This is a genomic window from Pseudomonas sp. GT1P32 (assembly GCF_054897805.1).
The window spans coordinates 4,982,862-5,006,642 of the sequence record NZ_CM142704.1 but is presented as its reverse complement, the minus strand read 5'-3'; the positions used below and the strand labels follow the sequence as shown (position 1 = coordinate 5,006,642).

The window sequence follows — 23,781 nt, the reverse complement described above, 5'->3', positions numbered from 1 at the left end:
TACTGAGGGCCTATAGCTCAGTTGGTTAGAGCAGAGGACTCATAATCCTTTGGTCCACGGTTCAAGTCCGTGTGGGCCCACCAAACAAAAAAGCCGCGCTTAATGCGCGGCTTTTGCGTGTCTGAGTGACTGGTTTTTTGTAGCTCTATTTTTCGGATCGCTCAGTTCGCAAAGTTCTCGATCTTTACCTGGCCCTCAGGAAAGGTCGCGATGATTTCCAGCTCGCCCCCCATTGCGCGGATGTAGTTGCGCAGCGTGCTGATGTACATGTCTGTGCGTCGTTCCATCCTGGAAATCGCCGCCTGATTGACGTGCAGCATCTTGGCCAGCGTTTCCTGGCTCAATTCTTGGGCCTTACGCAGCTCGTGCAGGGGCATTTCTTTCAGGTGCTGCTGGAACAACCGCTCTGCGTTAGCACGAGACTCTGGCGTCATACGGGCTTGAAGTTCAGCAAATTTTTTAGCCATCGTTGCGGCCCTCTTTACGCAATATTTCCAAATGGTCGTCATACAGTTTTTCAGCCAGCGGGACATGCTCGTCATACCAACGGTTTTGCCCGGTTTTATCCCCTCCGATTAAAAGTAGCGCGCATCGGCGTGGATCAAACGCGTAAAGCACGCGAATGGGACGACCGGCATGCTGGACCCGCAACTCTCGGAGGTTGCCCAGTCGTGAACCTTTAATGTCGCTGCTATGTGGGAAACGCAGGCCCGGGCCGAGTAACCCAAGCAGATCGACGCTGGCTGACACCGAGGACTGCTCTTTCGCGTCCAACCTCTCCCACCAGACTTCAAATTCATCGGTGTATTCAATTTCCCAACCCATACCAATATGCCACCCAAGGAATATGATCTCAAGGGAATAACTTTAGGCGTTAGCGGCCGTGCGGCCACCTTGGTTGCCAATGCAATTGTTAAGGGCGGTTTCGAGCGGGATGTGAGTGTTCGGCTTCTGGCGTTTGGTTTTGTTTACTTCAGGTGGCGCAATATCGGATGACGTCCGCAGACCTTGTAGGCAAACTCCGAATCGTGTTTTGTGGGCACTTTGATGCCTTGTTGTGCTTTTCTTCGACGGGATAGTCTCCGGACGTCGCTGCAAATGCAGTGATCGGGTGTGGTAACCCGGCGAGAAAAGGCGCAACAGCGTTTCCATCACATGAACAGTCAGTTCTTTACGGCTGTGATCCTGTGTTATGGCGGCTGTGCGTGGGACGCTCTAGGGCGTGCCGGTCTCCTTGGCTCCCGGTTTACCACCCTGCGCACAGCTGCCTCCCATTCGTGTGGTAACGAATGCGGCAGCTCCCTATGTCAAGGAGCAAGACTATGAGCAAAACAGATTCGACCGCGTTTTCAGAACTACAAACCATCGGCCTCACACCCTTCATCTACTGCTCAAACCAGGCGCTGTTCCATGTCAGTCGCGGCGTTCCCCTTGCCGACGCATTAGCCCAAGCCTCCAATCTGTTGTACCTCGCCAAGGAACTGACCATGGACGCCGCCTACGCCAAAGACACCGACCGCCACGCCTGGGCCGCGCATTACCTGACGTCGATGAGCAAGGCCGTGGTCGATGATGTGATGAAGGTGCTGGAGCGCGGACCTGATCGCACCGATACGGAGTCCAAAAAATAGCGGTCGATTGACCGTGGAATGAGCCCCGAGAATTCGGGGCTTTCACAGGATGATCGGTGGTGCGCTGTCTTACGCCCAAACACCCAACGCTGGAATGGCCTGCACCGGCCGCAACCGCTCAAGCATTTCACGCGTAAACACCACCTCATACGTATCCGCCGCCCTGCCCCACTGCTCCACGATGACCATGGCGTCGACCAACACGCGTCCCAGTTCGGTAATCGTGTCCGCCAGATCCTCGACGATTGCTTGAGTCCGACCCCACATGCGATCAGTCATCGCCTGAAGCTCAGCCGCAATAAGGTCAGATGACGTGGGGTCCGTATCGGGATAGGTGATGTTGCGCAGCAAATACTGAAGCTCTTTTACTTTTGCGTAGTCCTGTTCCGCCCCCAGCGAACCTTTCAGGATGGTGACGGCTTTCGTCTTGTCGACGCGATTCCCGGACCGATGCATCGAAGACAATGTCTGCCCCATGGCGCCGGCCATCAGGACCATCATTCGGGCTTCCACGTGCGCTTTCATTGCTTCCATCGATGAAATCGGGTGCGCCAGGGTAATGGCAGCGCCTCCTTGATGGCGCAAATCCATGGTCACGGACAGGGTCACGCCGCCGGTTGCAAACCCCAGTGCGCGAGCAACGACGTAGTGGCCCATTTCGTGATGGGCGATCTGCAATGCATGATCATGTACAGCGGCGGGCATATTCTTGGTCATTTCATCGCCCCGTTTCCCCGACCTCACATTCGACTACGATTGACGATAGCTGTCTATTCCGTCCGCTCAGCCAAAAAAGCCGCGCAATCGCGCGGCTTTTTCGTACCTGCAATTCAGCCTTTACTTGGGCAAGGCGTACGCAATTACATAGTCCCCACGATCGGTCGACTGACGCGCACCGCCCACCGTCAGCAGGATGTACTGCTTACCGGTTTTCGGCGAAACGTAAGTCATCGGACCCGACTGGCTACCCACTGGCAAACGCGACTTCCAGATCTCATTCCCGTTACCCGTATCGAACGCCCGCAGGTAGAAATCCTGGGTACCGGCGAAAAACAGCAGGCCGGACTGGGTGGCCAGAGAAGCACCGAGGGTCGGCATGCCAATCGGAATCTGCAAATGCATGCGGATGCCCAGCGGACCGGTGTCCTGAACGGTGCCGACCGGGACTTGCCACATCAGTTTGTGGGTCTTGAGGTCGATGGCGGACATGGTGCCGAACGGCGGCTTCTGGCACGGAATGCCCACCGCCGAGAGGAAGCGTTCGCGCATCGCCCCGAACGGTGTGCCTTCCTGTGGCACGACGCCCATTTCGATACCGCTGGCCCCGGCGGCGATCTTGTTGCGCGGGATCATGTAGTTGGCCAAGCCCAGGCGCATGTCGTTGACGAACATGTAGTTCGTGTTTGGATCAACCGAAACGCTGCCCCAGTTCATGCCGCCCAACGAACCCGGGAATTGCAGCGCGCGGTCCATGCCCGGCGGGGTGTAGACGCCTTCGTGGCGCATGCCTTTGAACTGGATGCGGCACATCAACTGGTCAAACGGCGTGGCGCCCCACATGTCGGCTTCGGTCAGGGTCTTGTTGCCGATGGATGGCATGTCCACCGAGAACGGCTGGGTGGGCGAATAGCGTTCGCCGGGCACACTACCTTGCGGAACCGGGCGCTCTTCGACGCGCGCGATCGGCACGCCGGTTTCGCGGTTGAGCAGGAAGATTTCGCCCTGTTTGGTGACTTGCGCCAAGGCTGGCTGCAGGCCGCCCTTGTCGTCCGGCACGTCGTACAACAACGGTTGGGCCGGCAAGTCGAAGTCCCACAGGTCGTGATGGGTGGTCTGGAAGTGCCAGCGCACCTGACCGGTCTTCACGTCGATGGCGACGATGGACGAGTTCCACTTGTCATCGAATGCCGTGCGTTGGCCGCCGAAGAAGTCTGGCGTGGCGTTGCCGGTGGGCAAGTAGACCAGACCGAGTTTGGCGTCGTAGGACATGGCCGACCATACGTTCGGTGTGCCACGGGTGTAGGTCTCACCAGCCGGCGGGCGTTTGGTGGTGTTCGGATTGCCCGGATCCCACGCCCACACCAGTTCACCGCTGCGTACATCGTAAGCGCGGACTACGCCTGGCGGTTCGCCGGTGGAGTAGTTATCGGCCACACGGCCACCGACGATCACCACGTCACCTGCGACCAGCGGGGTTGAGGTTTGCTGGTAGTAACCGGGCTTCACCTCACCCATGTCGGTGGTCAGATCGACCGTGCCTTTGTTGCCAAACTCTTCACACGGCTTGCCGGTCTCGGCATTGATCGCGATCAGACGGGCATCGCCGGTCGGCAGAAACAGACGTTTCGTACAGGCTGCTGGCTGGATGTCCGAAGACGCAGGGGTCTCGGAATAACCCAGGCCACGGCAACGCTGCCAGTTTGGCGCAGTACCTTGCGGGTCGAACTTCCAGCGTTGGGCGCCAGTGTCGACGTCCAGCGCGAAGACTTTGCCGTAAGCGGTGCAGGTGTAGACCGTGTCGCCGATTTGCAGCGGGGTGTTCTGGTCTTCAGCGCCAGCGCCGGTGCTTTGCGGGATGTCGCCGGTGCGGAAGGTCCACGCCACCTGCAACTTGTCGATGTTGCCTTTGTTGATCTGGTCCAGCGCAGCAAAGCGGTTACCAGCGGTGGTGTTGCCCCAATGGGCCCAGTCTTTCTGCTCGGTACCCGGAGCGACCGGCGTAACAGCCGGTTCAATGCTGGCCTTGACCACATGGGTCGGCACGAACATGTAGGCCATCGTAGCGACAACGCCGACGCCCAGGATACCGGCGAGGCCATAAGCGCCACGGTCGGCAGTCGCGCCTGAAGCACGCACCAGCGTCGGGTAAACAAGCGCGACGACCAGACCGATCACGGCAAAGGTCAGCACGCGCGAGACCAGCGGCCAGTATTCGAAACCGGTGTCCCATACGGCCCAGATCGCGGTAAGAATCAGCGCCACACCATACAGCCACGCACCTTGCGGCTTGCGACGGGCGATCATCAGCCCGGACACCAACATCGCCAGGCCCATCAGCAGGAAATACCAGCTGCCACCCAGCGAGACCAGATAACCGCCGCCACCGGCCAGGCCGAGTCCGATCAACGCAATCAGGACACCCAGCCCCGACAGCAACCATTTGCCGCCGCCGGCAGCCCCAGAATTATTCATGTCGGTAATTTTCCCCATTTGTGACAAGCGCGGAATAATGTACTACCTAGTTACTTATGGCAAATTGTCGCAGGCAAAAATGGCATGAACGGTACTGAGGCTAGATCAAACATCCGGTATGCGAGCGGTGCTGTAACATGCTGACCCATTGATTTGTGTTGCTGGAGACGACCATTGCCTGACACTCGCCCGCCCGTTCTTGACGAAATCGACCGCCAATTGATCGCGGCCCTGCAAATCAATGCCCGCGAAAGCGTGGCCATGCTCGCCCGGCAATTGGGAATCGCCCGCACCACCGTAACGTCGCGGCTGTCGCGCCTGGAAAAGGCCAGGGTCATCACCGGTTATGGCGTGCGCTTGGGCCAGCGTGTGGTGGACGGCGGATTGCAGGCGTACGTCGGGATAACCGTGCAACCGCGCTCGGGCAAGGAGGTATTGCGGCGGTTGAGTGCGATGGCTCAGGTTCAGCAGTTGTGTGCGGTGAGTGGCGAATTTGATTATGTGGCGTGGTTGCGCACTGATTCGCCGGAGCAGCTGGATCAGTTGCTGGATCAGATCGGCAGTGTGGACGGGGTGGAGAAGACGACCACGTCGATCATTCTCAGCAGCAAGATTGATCGCGGCCAGCCGGTTTAGATGCGGTCCACGGTGGGAGCGAGACCGGCTTGCCGGCGAATCGATTTACCAAACAATATCAATGTCGACTGACACACCCTCTTCGCGAGCAGGCTCGCTCCCACACTGGACGGTGTGTAGCGATAGCTCGTCATTTTGCTCAATTAATTAGCAAAACGACGACACATTGCGTCTTATTAACGTGTTCTACGCTCTCTAGAATGGCTGCCATCTTTTCCTATACTCAGACGCGCACTCCGCGTCCGGTCGCCAGCAAGGTCAGCCATGAACAAGAACAATCGCCATCCTGCAGACGGTAAAAAACCAGTCACCATTTTCGGCCCGGACTTTCCTTTCGCCTTCGACGACTGGATCGAACACCCGGCCGGCCTCGGCAGCATTCCTGCGCACAACCACGGCGCCGAAGTGGCGATTGTCGGCGCCGGTATCGCCGGTTTGGTCGCGGCCTACGAACTGATGAAACTGGGCCTCAAGCCCGTCGTCTATGAGGCCTCGAAAATGGGCGGCCGTCTGCGCTCGCAGGCGTTCAACGGGACCGATGGCATCGTCGCCGAACTGGGCGGCATGCGCTTCCCGGTGTCGTCCACCGCGTTTTACCACTATGTCGACAAGCTCGGCCTCGAGACCAAACCCTTTCCCAATCCGCTGACCCCTGCCTCTGGCAGCACCGTCATCGACCTGGAAGGCAAAACCCATTACGCACAGAAACTGGCGGATCTTCCTGCACTGTTCCAGGAAGTGGCTGACGCGTGGGCGGACGCACTGGAAGCCGGTTCGCAGTTCTCCGATATCCAGCAAGCGATCCGCGACCGCGACGTGCCACGCCTCAAAGAGTTGTGGAACACCCTCGTTCCGCTGTGGGACGACCGCACCTTCTACGACTTCGTCGCCACCTCCGAAGCATTCGCCAAGCTGTCGTTCCATCACCGCGAAGTATTCGGCCAGGTTGGTTTCGGCACTGGCGGCTGGGACTCGGACTTCCCGAACTCGATGCTGGAAATCTTCCGCGTAGTGATGACCAACTGCGACGATCACCAACACTTGGTCGTCGGCGGCGTCGAACAAGTGCCGCAAGGCATCTGGCGCCATGCGCCGGAACGTTGCGTGCACTGGCCCGAAGGCACCAGCCTCAAGTCGCTGCACAGAGGCGCGCCACGCTCCGGGGTCAAAAAAATCGCTCACGCCGCGGACGGCCGTTTTGCGGTCACCGATAACAACGGCGATACCCGCGAATACGCGGCGGTACTGACCACCTGCCAGAGCTGGCTGCTGACCACCCAGATCGAATGCGACGAAACCCTGTTCTCGCAAAAGATGTGGATGGCCCTCGACCGCACCCGCTACATGCAATCGTCGAAAACCTTCGTGATGGTCGACCGCCCGTTCTGGAAGGACAAGGATCCGGAAACCGGCCGCGACCTGATGAGCATGACCCTCACCGATCGCCTGACCCGCGGCACCTATCTGTTCGACAACGGCGACGACAAGCCGGGCGTGATTTGCCTGTCGTACTCGTGGATGAGCGACGCGTTGAAAATGCTTCCACACCCAGTGGAAAAACGCGTCGAACTGGCGTTGAACGCGCTGAAAAAGATCTACCCGAAAGTCGACATCGCAGCGCGAATCATCGGCGATCCGATCACCGTGTCGTGGGAAGCCGACCCGCACTTCCTTGGCGCGTTCAAAGGCGCATTGCCCGGTCACTACCGTTACAACCAGCGCATGTATGCGCACTTCATGCAGGCTGAGATGCCGGCCGAACAGCGCGGGATTTTCATCGCTGGCGACGACGTTTCGTGGACACCGGCATGGGTCGAGGGCGCGGTGCAGACCTCGCTCAATGCGGTGTGGGGCATCATGAAACACTTCGGCGGTGAAACTCACGCCGAGAACCCGGGTCCAGGAGATGTGTTCAACGAGATCGGTCCGATTGCCCTGCCCGAGTAAAAGGAGTTCGAAATGCGCGTAGCCCTTTACCAATGTCCACCGCTACCTCTGGACGTCGCCGGCAATTTGCAACGCCTGCAACAACTGGCACTGGAGGCCAAAGGCGCCGATTTGCTGGTGCTGCCGGAAATGTTCCTGACCGGTTACAACATCGGCGTCGATGCCGTCAGCGTCCTGGCGGAGGTGCACAACGGAGAGTCGGCGCAGCAGATCGCGCGCATTGCCAAGACAGCGGGGATCGCCATTTTGTATGGCTATCCCGAGCGTACCGAAGACGGGCAGATCTACAACGCCGTGCAACTGATCGACGCCAATGGCGAGCGCCTGTGCAACTACCGCAAGACTCACCTGTTCGGCGACCTCGATCACTCGATGTTCAGCGCCGGCCAGGATGATTTTCCGCTGGTGGAGCTCAACGGCTGGAAGCTCGGTTTCCTGATTTGCTACGACATGGAGTTCCCGGAGAACGCGCGGCGTCTGGCCCTGGCCGGCGCCGAGCTGATTCTGGTGCCGACGGCGAACATGATTCCTTACGACTTTATCGCCGACGTCACCGTCCGCGCCCGCGCCTTCGAAAACCAGTGTTACGTGGCTTATGCCAATTACTGCGGCAACGAAGGCGACATCCACTATTGCGGCCAGAGCAGCATCGCCGCGCCGGATGGCAGCCGCATCGCACAGGCGGGCCTCGATGAAGCGCTGATTGTCGGTGAGCTGGATCGCCAGTTGATGATCGATTCCCGCGCCGCCAATCGTTACTTCCTCGATCGCCGCCCAGAGCTTTACGGCGAGCTGAACAAGCGCTGACACCCAGTAATCCGCTAGCATTAGCGCTTCCCTGTTCTGGAAGTGCTCATGCCTGCGCTGAATCCCCCTCGCCCTCACACTGAAACCCTGGCCAACGGCCTGCGGGTGACGCTGCGTCATGCCCCGAATCTGAAGCGTTGTGCGGCCGCGTTGCGGGTCGCCGCGGGCAGTCATGACGTGCCATTGGCATGGCCAGGCCTGGCGCATTTTCTTGAACACCTGCTGTTTCTCGGTACCGAGCGTTTTCCTGCGGAACAAGGGCTGATGGCCTACGTACAAGGTCATGGCGGGCAGGTGAATGCACGGACCAGCGAGCGCACCACCGACTTCTTTTTCGAGTTGCCGCCTCAAGTCTTCAACGGAGGACTGCAGCGTCTGTCAGACATGCTCGCTCATCCGCGTATGAATCTGGACGATCAGTTGCGGGAACGGGAAGTGTTGCACGCGGAGTTTGTCGCCTGGTCGCAGGATCCTACGGCACAGCAGCAACTGGCGTTGTTCGATGGGCTTTCGCCGACTCATCCGTTGCGCGGCTTTCATGCCGGCAACCGCGACAGCCTGCCCGTGCAGCAACCGGAGTTTCAGCAAGCGCTGCAGGATTTCCATCAACGGTTTTATCAGACCGGACAGATGACGCTGAGCCTGGCCGGCCCGCAAAGTATCGAAGAGTTGAAGCAAATGGCGCTGAAGTTCGGCGCGGTGATTTCCGTGGGAGAAAACCTCCCGCAACAGGCTCCTGTGCCGCTGATGGAATCTCCAGTCGCAAGTTATCAACAGGCTGGCGAGCGTCGGCTGGATCTGCTGTTTACCTTCGAAGCACTGCCCAATGCGTCGACCGAAGCATTGGCGTTTCTGTGCCATTGGTTGAACGCCGCGAAACCCGGCGGGCTGCTGACTGTATTGCGCGAATGCGGTTTGGCTGAGCATCTGAATGCCAAGCCGCTGTATCAATTTGCCGGACAAGCCGTGCTGCACGTTGAATTCACAACGACCGCATCGGCGAGCGTCCTGAGCGAGAAGCTCCTGGATTGGCTGGGCTTTTTTGCAGCTCAGCAAGATTGGGCCCTTCTGCGTGACGAGTACGCTGCCGTGCTTCAGCGCCAGCAACAAGTCAGCAGCGCGCTGCAACTGGCCCGACTCGACAGCGAACAGCTTGAAACCGGGTTATCCGAGCAGGGCGTTGCAGCGCTCAAGGACATCCTGAAGAAAATCGGCGCTGTGGATAACTTCAGCGGTGAATGGCAACTGCCGACACCGAATCCGTTCTTGCGCGCCGAGGCGCCGCCCCCAAATGCCGGCCTGATTCGCGGCCAGACCAGCAAACACCGTGGCCTGCGGACATTTGCGCAGGACCGCTCGCGCAGCCGTCGCGAAAACTCGCCGATGCAATTCAGCCAGGCCCTGCCGGACAACACCGCTGAAGGCGCGATTTATCTGCGCTGGCGACTAGAGTCCAAACCTCAACCCTGCCATCAGCAGGGTCTGGAAAACCACCTGCAGCCGCTGCGCGAGGATGCCCGTCAGGCGGGCGTCGACTTTTCTTTCAGCGCTTCAGGAAATGAATGGTTGCTGAAAATGACGGGGCTGCAAGAGTCGATGCCGACCGTCCTCGAACATGCGCTGAAAGAGCTGACAAACCCTGACGCCGGTTTCTCACAGGAAGAACCGAACAGCGCCGCGTTGATACCGATTAAACAACTGTTGAAAGCGCTGCCTGATCATTGCCTTGAGCACAGCGCTGTCGCTGATGACTTGCAGCAGCTGTGGTCGACGGCGCGCTGGGAAGGCCTGGCAATCGGGTTGTCGGCACAGACTCAAGCAGCGATGGGTTTCGCCCTGAGTCGCGTGCCCGGCATTGCGGACACTCAACCGTCGTTGCCGTCCTCGATCAACGGGCAGCGTCTGTGGACCGCCGTCGACACCGGTTCCAGCGAACACGCGTTGTTGCTGTTCTGTCCGACGGCCACGCAGGAAATCTCTGACGAAGCCGCGTGGCGTTTGCTGGCGCACATTTGTCAGACGCCGTTCTACCAGCGCCTGCGCGTTGAGTTGCAACTGGGTTATGCGGTATTCAGTGCGCTGCGTCAGGTCCATGGGCAGACGGGCGTTCTGTTCGGCGTGCAATCACCGAGCGTCGAGCCTCTGAACCTGCTGCAACACATGGAAGACTTTCTGAACGACTTGCCCGCAATGATCGACGGCATCGACGAGGCGACCTTCATTGCCCAGCGTCAGGCCTTGGCCGATCAATTCCAGATTCCTGCATTGCCCGCCGCCCAAGCCGCCGAACTGCTCTGGCAGGGCAAGCTGGCTGGCCACTCATCGGATTATCTGACGCAGCTTCCCCAAGCCATTCTGGACGTCGATCGTTCTGCCCTGCGCGCCACCGCACAGCACCTGATCAACGCCGAGGGCGGCTGGCGCGGTCTGGCCAGCAGTTCGCAGCCGGAGGCGCCTTGGCAAGTGGCAAAATGATCATTACCGCTGGTGCAATTAGCTTTTTCCGAGATTGCAGGCCAATCGCTCTGTAATTTTGAGTAACATAGCCACCTAACTATCTGAACATCTCCGGCTGGAGGTGGACTATATGTATAGATCTCAACTGTCCCATCACCTGAAGGAGCGCTCCCATGTCCTGGTCCAAACCTGCTTACACCGACCTGCGTATCGGCTTTGAAGTCACCATGTACTTCGCAAGCCGCTAAGCTTGTCCTGCCGTTCAGCGCCTCGGTTTGCCGAGGCGTTTTTATTTTCAGCGTTGAAATGATGGAGCACCCATGTTTGTCCAGATTCTAGGTTCCGCCGCCGGCGGCGGTTTCCCCCAGTGGAACTGCAACTGCGTGAACTGCGCAGGTTTTCGCGACGGGAGCCTGAACGCCAAGGCACGGACTCAGTCGTCCATCGCGATTTCCGATGACGGCGTGAACTGGGTGCTGTGCAACGCCTCGCCGGACATCCGCGCCCAGCTCCAGAGTTTTGCCCCGATGCAACCGGGCCGCGCCCTGCGCGATACCGGCATCAGCGCGATTATCCTGATGGACAGCCAGATCGATCACACCACCGGCCTGCTCAGCCTGCGCGAGGGTTGCCCGCACAACGTCTGGTGCACCGACATGGTCCATGAAGACCTGAGCACCGGCTTCCCGCTGTTCACCATGCTGACCCACTGGAACGGTGGGCTGAACTGGAACCGCATCGAACTCGACCGCAGCTTCACCATCCCGGCCTGCCCGAGCCTGCGTTTCACCCCGCTGCCGCTGCGCAGCGCCGCGCCACCGTATTCGCCGCACCGCTTCGACCCGCATCCGGGCGACAACATCGGTTTGATCATTGAAGACCTGAACACCGGCGGCAAGCTGTTCTACGCGCCGGGCCTGGGCAAGGTCGACGCGCCGTTGCTGGAGATCATGGCCGGCAGCGACTGCCTGCTGGTGGACGGCACGATGTGGGACGACGACGAAATGCAGCGCCGTGGTGTCGGCACCCGCACCGGCCGGGAAATGGGCCATCTGGCGCAGAACGGCCCCGGCGGTATGCTGGAAGTGCTGGAACAGTTGCCCAAGCAGCGCAAGGTGCTTATCCACATCAACAACACCAACCCGATCCTTGATGAGGATTCGCCGGAGCGCGCCGAGCTGGCTCGGCGGGACGTTGAAGTGGCGTATGACGGCATGAGTATTGTGTTGTAGCCGACGGCCCCTTCGCGGGCAAGCCTCGCTCCTACAGGGATAGCGCCGAACCTGTAGGAGCGAGGCTTGCCCGCGAAAGCGTCCGAACAGACACAACAGAATCCACCGGTTATTCCCCCGGAGACCGAAATGACTGACACCCCACTGTCCCCCGCCGAATTCGAAGCCGCCCTGCGCGCCAAGGGCGCCTATTACCACATCCATCACCCCTATCACGTGGCGATGTACGAAGGCCGGGCAACCCGCGAGCAGATCCAGGGCTGGGTCGCCAACCGCTTCTACTATCAGGTGAACATCCCCCTGAAGGACGCCGCGATTCTGGCCAATTGCCCGGACCGGGAAATCCGTCGCGAGTGGATTCAACGCCTGCTCGACCATGACGGCGCCCCCGGCGAAGACGGTGGCATCGAAGCGTGGCTGCGTCTGGGGCAGGCCGTCGGCCTCGACCCGGACCAACTGCGATCGCAGGAACTGGTGTTGCCCGGCGTGCGTTTCGCAGTGGACGCCTACGTCAACTTCGCCCGCCGAGCCAGTTGGCAGGAAGCCGCCAGCAGCTCTTTGACCGAACTGTTCGCGCCGCAGATCCACCAATCGCGTCTCGACAGCTGGCCGCAGCATTACCCGTGGATCGACCCGGCCGGTTACGAATATTTCCGCACCCGTCTGGGCCAGGCGCGCCGCGATGTCGAACACGGTCTGGCGATCACCCTGCAGCACTACACGACGCGGGAAGGCCAGGAGCGCATGTTGGAAATTCTCCAGTTCAAACTGGACATTCTTTGGAGCATGCTCGATGCCATGAGCATGGCCTACGAACTAAAACGCCCGCCGTATCACAGCGTGACCGAGCAACGGGTCTGGCACAAAGGAATCAGCTTATGAGTTTCGATCGCAGCAAGACCCCGAACTGGCGTCCCGGCTACCGCTTCCAGTACGAACCGGCGCAGAAAGGCCATGTGCTGCTGTACCCGGAAGGCATGATCAAACTGAATGAAAGCGCCGCGCTGATCGGCGGTTTGATCGACGGCGAACGTGACGTCGCGGCGATCATCGCCGAACTGGACGCGCAGTTCCCCGGCGTGCCGGAGCTCGGTGATGACATCGAGCAATTCATGGAGGTCGCCCGTGCTCAGCACTGGATCGAACTTGCCTGATTCCGTGTCGGACAAGTTACCGCCCAAACCGGAAATCGGCCTGCCGCTGTGGCTGCTGGCCGAACTGACGTATCGCTGCCCGCTGCAATGCCCGTACTGCTCCAATCCACTGGATTTCGCCGAGCAAGGCAAAGAGTTGAGCACCGAACAGTGGATCAAGGTGTTCCGCGAAGCACGGGAAATGGGCGCGGCGCAGCTGGGCTTTTCCGGCGGCGAACCGCTGGTGCGCCAAGACCTCGCCGAACTGATTGCCGAGGCGCGCAAGTTGGGTTTCTACACCAACCTGATCACCTCCGGCATCGGCCTCACCGAGCAGAAAATCAGCGACTTCAAGAAGGCCGGCCTGGACCATATCCAGATCAGCTTCCAGGCCAGCGACGAGCAGGTGAACAACTTGCTGGCCGGGTCGAAAAAGGCCTTCGCGCAAAAGCTGGAAATGGCTCGCGCAGTGAAAGCACACGGTTATCCGATGGTGCTGAATTTCGTCACCCATCGGCACAACATCGACAAGATCGACCGGATCATCGAGCTGTGCATCGCCCTTGAGGCAGACTTCGTCGAACTCGCCACGTGCCAGTTCTACGGTTGGGCGCAGCTCAATCGGGTCGGTCTGCTGCCGACCAAGGAACAACTGGTCCGTGCCGAACGCATCACCAACGAATACCGCGCCAAACTCGAAGCCGAAGGGCATCCGTGCAAGCTGATTTTCGTCACGCCGGACTATTACGAAGAACGACCGAAAGCCTGCATGAACGGTTGGGGCAGTATTTTTCTGACAGTAACCCCGGACGGAACCGCGCTACCGTGTCACGGCGCCCGACAGATGCCGGTGCAGTTTCCTAACGTGCGCGACCACAGCATGCAGCACATCTGGTACGACTCGTTTGGCTTCAACCGCTTTCGCGGTTACGACTGGATGCCCGAGCCCTGCCGCTCGTGCGACGAGAAAGAAAAGGACTTCGGTGGCTGCCGCTGCCAGGCCTTCATGCTCACCGGTGACGCCAGCAACGCCGACCCGGTGTGCAGCAAATCGGAACATCACGGCGTGATTCTCAAGGCCCGCGAAGAAGCCGAGCACGCGACCCAGACCATCGAACAACTGGCCTTTCGCAATGAACGAAACTCACGACTCATCGCAAAAAGCTGAACCCTTCAGCGCCGCCAAAGCGGTCGCTGCCGGTATCGACTTTGCCGAACTGCAGGTTGGCCCGCATGGCCTGTTCTGGAACGAGTACCGTCCCGAGGACGCCGCTTGTCGAATCTGGCATTGGCGTGATGGCCAGGCGCATTGCCTGACGCCAATGGGTTTCAGCGTGCGCAGTCGGGTGTACGAATATGGCGGCGGAGCGTTCTGTCTGACAGATGACGGGATAGTTTTCGTCAACGAGGCGGATCAGCAGCTGTATCGCCAATCGCTGACAGGCGAACCGCCCCAAGTGCTGACGTCCGGTGAATGCCGCTACGGCGATCTGCAGTTTGCCAACGGGCACGTGTTGGCCGTTGAAGAACATCGGGATCGACATCGCCTGGTGGCCATCGACCTGGCGGACAGCACGCGGCATCTGTTGGCCGAGGGTGCTGACTTTTATGCCGCGCCGACACTGAGCCCCGATGCTCGGCGGTTGGCCTGGATCGAATGGAGCCGTCCGGACCAGCCATGGACCGCGACGCGCCTGATGGTTGCCGAGCGCCAGAGCGATGGCCGTTACGCTCAAGCGCGTTGCCTGGCGGGTGAAGATATTCAGGAGTCGTTGCAACAACCGCGATTCGATGACCGTGGCCGGCTGTTGTGTCTGACGGATCGCGGCGGTTACTGGCAGCCGTGGGCGGAGTCTTCCGATGTGTTGCGCCCGTTGCCCAGCGCTGAGGCTGATCATGGGCCAGCGCCCTGGCAGTTGGGGGGTTGCACTTGGCTGCCCCTAGGTGAAAACAGCTATCTGGCCAGTTGGACCGAAGGCGGATTCGGCCGACTGGGCATTGGCGGTGACGCTACAGAAGATTTCACCGGGGACTACAGCCGATTCCGACATCTCGCACTGGATGAACAATTCATCTACTGCATTGCCGCTTCGCCAGTCAGTTCGTCGGCCGTGATCGCCATCGACCGCAAGACCCGAGCCGTCAGGGTATTGGCCGGTGGAGTCGCGCCGCTGCCCGCGGATCAGATCAGCATCGCGCAAACCCTGCGCTACCCGAGCGGTTCGGGCGAGGCTCACGGTTTTTTCTACCCGGCAATGAACGGCGCAGCGAAACCGCCGCTGGTGGTGTTCATCCACGGCGGCCCGACATCGGCGTGCTACCCGATGCTTGATCCGCGCATCCAGTACTGGGCGCAACGAGGCTTCGCCGTGGCCGACCTCAACTACCGTGGCAGCAGCGGTTACGGCCGGGCCTATCGCCAGGCGTTGCATTTGAGTTGGGGTGAAGTGGATGTGGAAGATGCCTGCGCGGTAGTCGCCCATCTCGCCGAGCGTGGATTGATCGACGGCGACCAGGCGTTTATTCGCGGCGGCAGCGCCGGCGGCTACACCACGCTGTGTGCATTGGCGTTCAAGAAAGTCTTTCGCGCCGGCGCCAGCCTTTACGGTGTCAGCGATCCCGTTGCCCTGGGCCGTGCGACCCACAAGTTCGAAGGCGATTACCTGGACTGGCTGATTGGCGATCCTGAGCTGGACGCCGAGCGCTACGCCGCACGCACGCCCCTGCTGCATGCGAGCAACATCAGCGTGCCGGTGATTTTCTTTCAGGGCGAACTGGACGCTGTGGTCGTGCCGCAACAGACCCGCGATATGGCCGAGGCGCTGCAGCAAAACGGCATTCTGGTGCAGGCGCATTATTACGCGGACGAACGTCACGGCTTCCGCAAGGCGGGCAATCAGGCCCATGCGCTGGAGCAGGAGTGGTTGTTTTATCGGCGGGTGATGGCGCTCGCCAGCTGACACCGCGTCGTTCCCTTCGCGAGCAGGCTCGCTCCCACATTCGACCGAGTTCTATCAGGGGAACGCGATTTCATGTGGGAGCGAGACCGGCTTGCCGGCGAAGGCGATCCATAAAACGCTGCAGCTTTCAGCGTTTGGCGATGATGTACACCGCATGCACGATCCCCGGAATATAACCGCACAACGTCAGCAGAATATTCAGCCAGAACGCACCAGCGAAACCGACTTGCAGAAACACACCCAGTGGCGGCAACAGAATGGCGATGATGATGCGAATGAAGTCCATGGGGCAGCTCCTGAATTGAAGTGGGCTCATATGAGCCTTGCTTCTAATCGACCAACACCGTTCGTCAGGGTTCAGTACTGTTCCTCAGGCCAGTATCTCCAGACCATGTTTCTGAACAATGCTCAACAACTTCAGCGCCATGCCACTGGGGTGTTTGGCCCCTGCTTCCCACTGTTTGACCGTCGAAGCACTGGTGTTCAGATAACGCGCAAATACCGGCTGGCTGACGTTGTTGCGTTCGCGCAGTGCTTTGATCTGCTCCGCAGGAATCGCGTCCGGCACCGTCGCAAGACAGGATTCATCGAATTCGCGCATGGTTGCCTTGCTGATTGCGCCAATGGCGTACAAGGCACTGGCGGATTCGTGAACTGATTCCAACGCCTCACTTCTGAATTTTTTACTCATGAGATATCTCCAAAAACTCCCTCGAATCCAGTAGGTACTGGACTTGCAACTCTGTTAGCCCCTCGTAGGTCTTCGCCACTTTCCGAAAACCGATCAAATCGGCCTGACTGATATTGCTCTGATCTTTCTTGGCATAGAGGAACTGATAGATCCAGTAACGACCGCCCTTTGCCACAACAATCGAGCGGTGGCGATTGGCATTCAAACGCTTCTTCCAAACCCCGCCGCCGAGACTTTCTGCCTGGCCCTTGAGCATTTCGGTGAATGCCTCCCGAAGCTCATCATCACCAATCCAGGCCTTACCCGCCTGCATCGCAAAACGCTTTGTCTTGAACAACCTCGGTGACATCGGCATCCCTTCCAAAAAACATACCACTGAGTGGTATAGAAATCAAAACCAGGAATCCTTCACTGGCACCGGCACTCCCTGCCGGCTTTTCTAAAAAGCCACCGATTTAGCTCCCGTTCAAGCGACGAAGTGCATCCGGCAAAACGCAGAGACAAAAAAACGCCCCACGTCAAAAGAATCAAACGTGAGGCGATGCGTTATACCGCGAGACGGTTCGGGAATTCGTGTAGGGCGGTTCTGATCAGACGGCAATCCCTTTGCGGCATTGCAGTTGTGCGGTGCGCACGCGGGAAAACGCGCGGGCCAGGCGCAGGAGCATTTCGTCGATGTTGGATTTGCTGACCGTAAGCGCTGGGGTGAATCGCAGGCAATCGGCTTGCGGGGCGTCGAGCAGCAAGCCTTCGTACAGCGCTGCTTTGACTACGGCGTCAGCCGAATCGTCGGACAGGGTCAGACCCCAGAGCAATCCCTGACCGCGCAGTTCGCCGTGTCCATAGCGATGAGCCAGGCGTGCCATGCCTTCGCGCAAGTGCTGGCCGGTTTCCCTGACATGCTCGAGAAAGCCCTTGTCCTGCACACTATCGAGCACCGCCAGACCCGCAGCGGTCATCAGCGCGTTGCCATGGTGAGTGCCCGTCAGCTCGCCGACGTCGAAGCAGCAGGCCTTGCCCCGCGCCAGCAGCGCCGCCAAGGGCACACCACCGCCCAGGCCTTTGCCGAGGACGACGATATCGGCTCGCACACCGTAGGACTGTTCCGCGAGTAAGGTGCCGAGTCGACCAAGACCGGTTTGCACTTCGTCGAAGATCAACAGGATGCCAAGCTCACGGCACAGGCGTTCGACGCCCTTGAGGTAATCCTCGGTGGCGGGAATTACCCCGGCTTCGTTCTGTATCGGCTCAAGCATGATTGCCACGGTCCGGGCGTCAACGGCGGCGTGCAGAGCGGCCAGATCATTGAACGGTACGTGGCTGAAGCCTGGAAGTTGCGGCTCGAAGCGGTTGGTCAGCCTGGAACTGTCCGACGCCGGAATCGTCCCGAGACTACGGCCATGGCAACCGTTGTTGGCCACGATGATCCGCGACGCACCGCCGCGATGTTGCTGGCCCCACTTGCGCGCCAGTTTGATCGCCGCTTCACAGGCTTCACTGCCACTGTTGAGCAGGTACGCCTGATCACTGCCAGTGCTGACGCAGAGCCGCTCGGCGAGGTTGAGCATGCCGCGGTTGTGCAGGCCAAAACCGGGATTGATCAACGATTGAGCTTGCGCCGTGATTGCGTTGACCAGTACCGAAGGGCTATGTCCGAGGCTATTGGCCCCGCCACCCTGGGAAAAATCCAGATAGGCGCGGTCTTCGCTGTCCCATAACCAGGAGCCCTGACCGCGCACAAAAATCTGTTTCGGCCGCTCGACACTGGGCATCAGGCACTCGCTGGAAAGATTGTCACTTCTGTACGGCAGGAAAGTGTCCGCGCTCAGGTCATCAAGGCTGGGAGCATTGCGCCGTAAATTGAACAAATTCATCCGAAAACACCTCGTTTGAGGTGTTTTGTCTTACCTATGTAAACACCTTCGGCGTAAACGGTAATCATCGCGTTCTATGGCCCTGTAAGCCCTGTGAATGCGGTTAGACTAGGCTCAGGCAGGGCCTTGAGCCATTTCGATTTCCCAGTATTTTCGATAAGCAAAACTTATGGATTTTAAACAACTGCGTTATTTCGTCGCGGTCTACGAAGAGGGCCATGTGGGCCGGGCCGCCGAGAGGCTTTCAATCTCCCAACCGGCACTCTCCCAACAGATTCGCCAGCTCGAACAACACCTCGATGTGAGCCTGTTCGAGCGCAGCAGTAAACGCTTGCTGCCGACCCTGGCCGCGCACACGCTGTACAACCACGCCCTGCCCTTGCTCGATGGCCTGCAACGGGCGCGTGAAGCATTGGGCAACTTCAAGGGACAAGCGCTGCGCACCCTGGCCATTGGCGTGCTGCAAACCGTCCACACCAGCCTGGTGCCGCAGATGCTCGAACGCGTGCGCAAGGCGCAGCCGCACCTGGTGGTGCAGATCTATGAACTGACGGGACTGGAAATCGAACGGCGGTTGCTCAACGGTTCGCTGGACATCGGCATCAGTTACCTGCCGCCCCGTCAGCCGGGGCTACACGGCGTGATGCTGTACGAAGATGAACTGACACTGGTCATCCCGGCGGATCACCCGCTGCGCGAATTCAAGAAAGTCTCCATGAGTCAGGCCGCCGAGTTGCCGATGTTGCTGCTGGGTGAAGAGTTTCAGGTGCGGCAGATCTGGCAAACACAACTGGCCAGCCTGGGACGACGCCCGCAGGTGCAGGCCGAACTGAACAACATGGCGGGGATTCTCGACAGCCTGCCGCACACCCGGTTGGCGACCGTCCTGCCCGGCCGCTCGCAGAAGATGCTGGGCAATGACGAACTGCTCTGGAAGCCGCTGACCGAGCCACGGGTGCCATTGAAAGTCGGGTTGGTGTGTCGCGATGTGCAACGGCAACAAGCGTCATTGGCTTTGTTGCGGACATTGCTGGAAGAAGTGATGAACGGCCCGAATGAAGCCCCCACAACCCTGGACGGGATGAGCTGACTACTTTTCTGCGGGCAAAAGAAAACCCCGCCGAAGCGGGGCTTTGCAGACTGTTTCCCTGACATCCATTTCACTCCGCCGTCCTGGCAGAATCCTACGTGTCCGTGTTGTTGCTTTGCGCTTCCTGCGCGACGTCCATGTGAAGTAGATTAGCCGTGGATCCAATCTGCATCTATGGGAGAAAAGCAGCACGTCATGTAAGAGAATGCTTACATGACGTTACATCGTCAGAACTGCGCCGCGTCCAGCAGGAACAGCGACTCGCTACCGGCCTTCACCGACGCACTCAACGAGTGAATACGCGGCAGCAGGCGAGCGAAATAGAACCGCGCCGTGCCCAATTTGCTCGCGTAGAAATCGTCCTGCGCTTCTTTGCCGAAGGCGGCCTTGGCCATCAGTGCCCACATGTAGGCGTAAGCCACGTAACCGAAAGTTTGCAGGTATTCGACCGAAGCCGCGCCGATTTCATTCGGGTTGTTTTTCGCCCGATCCAGCAACCACGCCGTCAGTTCGTCGAGGGTGGTCACGGCATCGTTCAGCGGCTTGGTGAACTCGTCCAGGTCAGCACTGGCCGTCGCGGTGAAGTGACGAATCTCGTCGGCGAACAGGTTGTAGAACGCCCCGCCGCTGCCAACGATCTTGCGCCCGACAAGGTCCAGCGCCTGGATGCCGTTGGTGCCTTCGTAAATCTGAGTGATGCGCACATCGCGAACCAGTTGTTCCTGGCCCCACTCACGAATGTAACCGTGGCCGCCGAAAACCTGCTGGCCGTGAATAGTGGTTTCCAGACCAAGGTCTGTCAGGAACGCCTTGGCTACCGGGGTCAGCAGCGCTACCAGGTCTTCCGCGCGTTTGCGGGTAGTCGCATCTTCGCTGAACTTGGCGGTGTCCAGTTGCATGGCCACGTAAGTCGAGAAAGCACGGCCGCCTTCGTTCGAGGCTTTCATGGTCAGCAGCATGCGACGCACGTCCGGGTGGACGATGATCGGGTCGGCCACTTTGTCCTTGTTCTGCGCGCCGGTCGGCGAACGGCTTTGCAGGCGGTCGCGGGCGTATTCAACGGCGTTCTGGTAAGAGCGCTCGCCAGAGGCCAGGCCCTGGATACCGACGCCCAGACGCTCGTAGTTCATCATGGTGAACATCGCCGCCAGGCCTTTGTTCGGCTCGCCGACCAGGTAACCCACGGCTTCGTCGAAGTTCATCACGCAAGTCGCGGAGGCCTGAATGCCCATCTTGTGTTCGATCGAACCGCAGGTCGCCGGGTTACGTGCACCGAGGCTGCCATCGGCATTGACCATGAACTTCGGCACCAGGAACAGCGAAATGCCTTTCGGCCCCGCTGGTGCATCCGGCAGTTTGGCGAGTACCAGGTGAATGATGTTCTCGGTCAGGTCGTGTTCGCCACCGGTGATGAAAATCTTGGTGCCGCTGACTTTGTAGGAACCGTCCGCCTGAGGCTCAGCCTTGGTGCGAATGATGCCCAGGTCTGTACCGGCGTGCGGCTCGGTCAGGCACATGGAACCGGCCCAGACACCGGCGTACATGTTCGGCAGGTAAGCGGCTTTCAGTTCGTCGCTGGCGTGGGCGTTGATCGACAGGCAAGCACCGGCGGTCAACATCGGGTACAGACCGAACGACAGGCTCGCGGAGTTGACCATTTCTTCGACCTGGGCCGAAACCGCCTTGGGCATGCCCATGCCGCCGTAGGTCGGATCGCCACCGACGCCGACCCAACCGCCTTCAGCGTAAGTCTGATAAGCCTGTGGGAAACCTGCCGGCGTGGTGACAGCACCGTCCGCCCAATGGCAACCTTCTTCGTCAGCCGCACGGCTCAGGGGCGCGATGCTTTTGCTGGTGACCTTGCCGGCCTCTTCAAGAATGGCTTCAACGGTTTCTGCGTCGACGGTATCGGCCAGTGCAGGCAACTCGGCCCAGAGTTTGGCGACCTCGAACACTTCATTGAGGACGAAGCGCATATCGCGCAGCGGCGCTTTGTAGTCAGCCATGGCAAACCTCGCAGGATCTTTACAGGTGATTCGTAGGAAGAGTGTTTTCGTTGGGTCCGAGTGTAACCCAACAACTTTTGCGACACATAGGGTCAGGCCGTGACCGTTTTGTAATTTTTGGTCATTGCATTTTTGTGTCTGCCAGAACGCCTTCGCGGGCAAGCCTCGCTCCTACAGGTCGTGCGCCAAATTTAAAATGGCGCAAACCCTGTAGGAGCGAGGCTTGCCCGCGAAGCTTTTCAAACGCAACCGTTACAGCGCAAACAACTCAGCCGGCAGCTTCATCAGGCAATCGCTACCCGCTTCGATGGCCGCGCGATGAGCGGCGGTGCGTGGCAGCAATCGCTTGAAGTAAAACTCGCTGGTCGCCAGTTTGCCCCGGCAGAAATCGGCATCGCCGCTGCCCGCATCCAGCTGCGCCTGAGCCACCAGCGCCATGCGCAGCCACAAGTAACCGAGGATGATGTAACCGCTGTACATCAGGTAATCCACCGACGCAGCACCCACTTCGTCCGGATTCTTCATCGCGGCCATGCCGACCTGAGTGGTCAGTTCGCCCCACTGCTGATTCAGCCCGTTGAGTTGCGCCACGTAGCTGGCGAGTTGCGGATGATCGGCGTTCGCCGCGCAGAACTTGTGAACGATTTTGGTAAAACCGCGTAGCAGTTTGCCCTGGCTGCCGAGCACTTTGCGCCCGAGCAAATCCAGCGCCTGAATGCCGTTGGTGCCTTCGTAGATCGGTGCAATCCGGCAATCGCGAACCAACTGCTCCATGCCCCACTCACGAATGAAGCCGTGGCCGCCGAACACCTGCATCCCGTGGTTGGTCACTTCCAGCCCGGTGTCGGTCATGAAGGCCTTGCAGATCGGCGTCAGGAACGCCAACAGGTCTTCGGCGTCCTGCCGCGCGGTTTCATCCGGGCTCAGGTGCGCGGCATCCAGAAGTTGCGCAGTGAAGTAGGTAAGCGCGCGATTGCCTTCGTTGAAGGCCTTCATGGTCAGCAACATTCGACGCACATCAGGATGAACGATGATCGGGTCGGCGGCTTTTTCCGGTGCTTTCGGACCGGTCAGCGAACGCATCTGCAAACGATCATTGGCGTACTTGATCGCCCCCTGAAAACTCGCTTCCCCCAGACACAAACCCTGCATCCCGGTGCCGAGACGCGCATGGTTCATCATGGTGAACATGCAGTTCAGGCCCTTGTTCGGCTCACCGATCAGAAAGCCTTTGGCCTCGTCGAAGTTCAGCACGCAGGTGGCCGAGGCCTTGATACCCATCTTGTGTTCGATCGAGCCGCAGGAAACGCCGTTGCGCGCACCCGCCTCACCTTCGGCATTGGGTAGGTATTTAGGCACGATGAACAGCGAAATGCCCTTGGTGCCCGCAGGCGCATCCGGTAGTTTCGCCAGCACCAGGTGAATGATGTTGTCGCTCATGTCGTGTTCGCCGGCAGAGATGAAAATCTTGCTGCCGGAGATCGCGTAACTGCCATCGGCTGCCGGCACGGCGCGGGTCTTGATGATGCCCAGGTCTGTGCCGCAATGGGCTTCGGTCAGGCACATGGTGCCGGTCCATTGGCCCGCGGTGAGTTTGCTAAGGTAGGTGTTTTTCTGTTCTTCGGTGCCATGGGCGTGGATCGCCGACATCGCGCCGTGCGTCAGGCCCGGGTACATGCCCCAGGAAGTGTTGCTGGACCCGACCATCTCGCTGATGACCAGTCCCAGGGAACTCGGCAAGCCCTGGCCGCCATAAGCGGGATCGGCCGCCAGACCATGCCAGCCACCTTCGACGTATTGTGCGAAGGCTTGCTTGAAGCCTGTAGGCGTTGTCACCACGCCGTTGTCGAAATGGCAGCCCTCTTCGTCGCCGCTGCGATTGAGCGGTGCGAGCACGTTCTCGCAGAACTTCGCGCCTTCTTCGAGGATCGCATTGACCATGTCCGGACTGGCATCCGTGGCGCCCAGAGCGGCGTAGTTGCTGTGAAAGTCGAAGACGTGGTCGATCAGAAAGCGCATGTCGCGCAGGGGAGCTTTGTACTCGGGCATGGTCATTTCTCCGGCAGCAGATTGATCAAACCTACTGCCGCCGACCACGCCTCACAATCACAGTCCAGACGCTGAA

22 protein-coding genes and 1 tRNA gene are annotated in these 23,781 nt (G+C 59.5%); 13 read left to right on the top strand and 10 right to left on the bottom strand.

Going from position 1 to position 23,781, the window contains the following annotated elements; all coding sequences use genetic code 11:
* Positions 1–6: 6 nt before the first annotated feature.
* Positions 7–83, top strand: a tRNA-Ile gene (locus tag ACYZUC_RS22895).
* Positions 84–161: 78 nt separating this feature from the next.
* Here the strand turns inward: ACYZUC_RS22895 and ACYZUC_RS22890 are convergent.
* Together ACYZUC_RS22890 and ACYZUC_RS22885 are read right to left on the bottom strand one after the other, a co-directional pair.
* The gene (locus ACYZUC_RS22890) at positions 162–467 is read right to left on the bottom strand and encodes a helix-turn-helix domain-containing protein (RefSeq protein ID WP_008027032.1); all 306 of its coding nucleotides are present in this window, start codon (positions 465–467) and stop codon (positions 162–164) included.
* Positions 460–825 carry a type II toxin-antitoxin system RelE/ParE family toxin gene (locus ACYZUC_RS22885; protein WP_461990576.1) on the bottom strand — a complete coding sequence of 122 codons (366 nt, stop codon included), beginning with the start codon at positions 823–825 and terminating at the stop codon, positions 460–462. The genes ACYZUC_RS22890 and ACYZUC_RS22885 overlap by 8 nt, the downstream gene beginning before the upstream one ends.
* A gap of 497 nt (positions 826–1,322) precedes the next feature.
* Between ACYZUC_RS22885 and ACYZUC_RS22880 the strand changes: the two genes are divergently transcribed.
* Positions 1,323–1,631, top strand: coding sequence for a DUF3077 domain-containing protein (locus tag ACYZUC_RS22880; protein ID WP_461990574.1), 309 nt, complete (start codon positions 1,323–1,325; stop codon positions 1,629–1,631).
* 69 nt (positions 1,632–1,700) lie between these two features.
* On the opposite strand, the gene ACYZUC_RS22875 is transcribed toward ACYZUC_RS22880, so the two are convergent.
* Both ACYZUC_RS22875 and ACYZUC_RS22870 read right to left on the bottom strand, forming a co-directional pair.
* Entirely contained in the window at positions 1,701–2,348 is a 648-nt protein-coding gene (locus ACYZUC_RS22875) for a peptidase M41 (RefSeq protein WP_461990572.1), read from the bottom strand.
* Between the two features lie 120 nt (positions 2,349–2,468).
* Complete coding sequence (locus tag ACYZUC_RS22870) at positions 2,469–4,823, bottom strand: glucose/quinate/shikimate family membrane-bound PQQ-dependent dehydrogenase (protein WP_461990570.1); 2,355 nt, start codon at positions 4,821–4,823, stop codon at positions 2,469–2,471.
* Positions 4,824–4,997: 174 nt separating this feature from the next.
* Between ACYZUC_RS22870 and ACYZUC_RS22865 the strand changes: the two genes are divergently transcribed.
* From ACYZUC_RS22865 to ACYZUC_RS22820, 10 genes are all read left to right on the top strand, one after another.
* Positions 4,998–5,459 (top strand): Lrp/AsnC family transcriptional regulator, encoded by a 462-nt coding sequence (locus ACYZUC_RS22865; RefSeq protein ID WP_008027020.1) that lies wholly within the window; start codon positions 4,998–5,000, stop codon positions 5,457–5,459.
* Positions 5,460–5,723: 264 nt separating this feature from the next.
* Positions 5,724–7,406 (top strand): flavin monoamine oxidase family protein, encoded by a 1,683-nt coding sequence (locus ACYZUC_RS22860; protein WP_461990568.1) that lies wholly within the window; start codon positions 5,724–5,726, stop codon positions 7,404–7,406.
* Positions 7,407–7,418: 12 nt separating this feature from the next.
* On the top strand, positions 7,419–8,213 hold the full coding sequence (locus ACYZUC_RS22855) for a carbon-nitrogen hydrolase family protein (RefSeq protein ID WP_461990566.1): 795 nt from the start codon (positions 7,419–7,421) through the stop codon (positions 8,211–8,213).
* Between the two features lie 48 nt (positions 8,214–8,261).
* Positions 8,262–10,688 (top strand): pyrroloquinoline quinone biosynthesis protein PqqF, encoded by a 2,427-nt coding sequence (pqqF, locus tag ACYZUC_RS22850; RefSeq protein WP_461990564.1) that lies wholly within the window; start codon positions 8,262–8,264, stop codon positions 10,686–10,688.
* A gap of 155 nt (positions 10,689–10,843) precedes the next feature.
* Positions 10,844–10,918 (top strand): pyrroloquinoline quinone precursor peptide PqqA, encoded by a 75-nt coding sequence (gene pqqA, locus ACYZUC_RS22845; RefSeq protein WP_009045898.1) that lies wholly within the window; start codon positions 10,844–10,846, stop codon positions 10,916–10,918.
* A 72-nt stretch (positions 10,919–10,990) separates the two neighbouring features.
* Entirely contained in the window at positions 10,991–11,902 is a 912-nt protein-coding gene (pqqB, locus tag ACYZUC_RS22840; RefSeq protein ID WP_461990562.1) for a pyrroloquinoline quinone biosynthesis protein PqqB, read from the top strand.
* Between the two features lie 129 nt (positions 11,903–12,031).
* Complete coding sequence (gene pqqC / locus ACYZUC_RS22835; RefSeq protein WP_192416808.1) at positions 12,032–12,784, top strand: pyrroloquinoline-quinone synthase PqqC; 753 nt, start codon at positions 12,032–12,034, stop codon at positions 12,782–12,784.
* The gene (gene pqqD / locus ACYZUC_RS22830; RefSeq protein ID WP_461990559.1) at positions 12,781–13,056 is read left to right on the top strand and encodes a pyrroloquinoline quinone biosynthesis peptide chaperone PqqD; all 276 of its coding nucleotides are present in this window, start codon (positions 12,781–12,783) and stop codon (positions 13,054–13,056) included. Before pqqC ends, pqqD begins: the two co-directional genes overlap by 4 nt.
* A complete protein-coding gene (gene pqqE, locus ACYZUC_RS22825; protein WP_008024195.1) occupies positions 13,028–14,203 on the top strand; it encodes a pyrroloquinoline quinone biosynthesis protein PqqE in 1,176 nt (391 codons plus the stop codon). Before pqqD ends, pqqE begins: the two co-directional genes overlap by 29 nt.
* Entirely contained in the window at positions 14,169–15,995 is a 1,827-nt protein-coding gene (locus tag ACYZUC_RS22820) for a S9 family peptidase (protein WP_461990557.1), read from the top strand. The genes pqqE and ACYZUC_RS22820 overlap by 35 nt, the downstream gene beginning before the upstream one ends.
* Before the next feature lie 127 nt (positions 15,996–16,122).
* Here ACYZUC_RS22820 and ACYZUC_RS22815 read toward each other — a convergent pair whose 3' ends face one another.
* From ACYZUC_RS22815 to ACYZUC_RS22800, 4 genes are all read right to left on the bottom strand, one after another.
* The gene (locus ACYZUC_RS22815; protein WP_007904205.1) at positions 16,123–16,281 is read right to left on the bottom strand and encodes a YqaE/Pmp3 family membrane protein; all 159 of its coding nucleotides are present in this window, start codon (positions 16,279–16,281) and stop codon (positions 16,123–16,125) included.
* 84 nt (positions 16,282–16,365) lie between these two features.
* Positions 16,366–16,686, bottom strand: coding sequence for a helix-turn-helix domain-containing protein (locus ACYZUC_RS22810; protein ID WP_461990555.1), 321 nt, complete (start codon positions 16,684–16,686; stop codon positions 16,366–16,368).
* Positions 16,679–17,035 carry a type II toxin-antitoxin system RelE/ParE family toxin gene (locus ACYZUC_RS22805; RefSeq protein ID WP_461990553.1) on the bottom strand — a complete coding sequence of 119 codons (357 nt, stop codon included), beginning with the start codon at positions 17,033–17,035 and terminating at the stop codon, positions 16,679–16,681. The genes ACYZUC_RS22810 and ACYZUC_RS22805 overlap by 8 nt, the downstream gene beginning before the upstream one ends.
* Positions 17,036–17,276: 241 nt before the next feature.
* Positions 17,277–18,560, bottom strand: a complete 1,284-nt coding sequence (locus ACYZUC_RS22800) for an aspartate aminotransferase family protein (protein ID WP_461990551.1) — start codon at positions 18,558–18,560, stop codon at positions 17,277–17,279.
* Between the two features lie 169 nt (positions 18,561–18,729).
* Between ACYZUC_RS22800 and ACYZUC_RS22795 the strand changes: the two genes are divergently transcribed.
* Positions 18,730–19,650 carry a LysR family transcriptional regulator gene (locus tag ACYZUC_RS22795; RefSeq protein WP_461990550.1) on the top strand — a complete coding sequence of 307 codons (921 nt, stop codon included), beginning with the start codon at positions 18,730–18,732 and terminating at the stop codon, positions 19,648–19,650.
* Positions 19,651–19,877: 227 nt separating this feature from the next.
* Here ACYZUC_RS22795 and ACYZUC_RS22790 read toward each other — a convergent pair whose 3' ends face one another.
* Entirely contained in the window at positions 19,878–21,656 is a 1,779-nt protein-coding gene (locus ACYZUC_RS22790) for an acyl-CoA dehydrogenase C-terminal domain-containing protein (RefSeq protein WP_461990548.1), read from the bottom strand.
* 252 nt (positions 21,657–21,908) lie between these two features.
* Positions 21,909–23,705: an acyl-CoA dehydrogenase C-terminal domain-containing protein gene (locus ACYZUC_RS22785; RefSeq protein ID WP_461990546.1), complete on the bottom strand. Its 1,797-nt coding sequence runs from the start codon at positions 23,703–23,705 to the stop codon at positions 21,909–21,911.
* Positions 23,706–23,781: the final 76 nt, after the last annotated feature.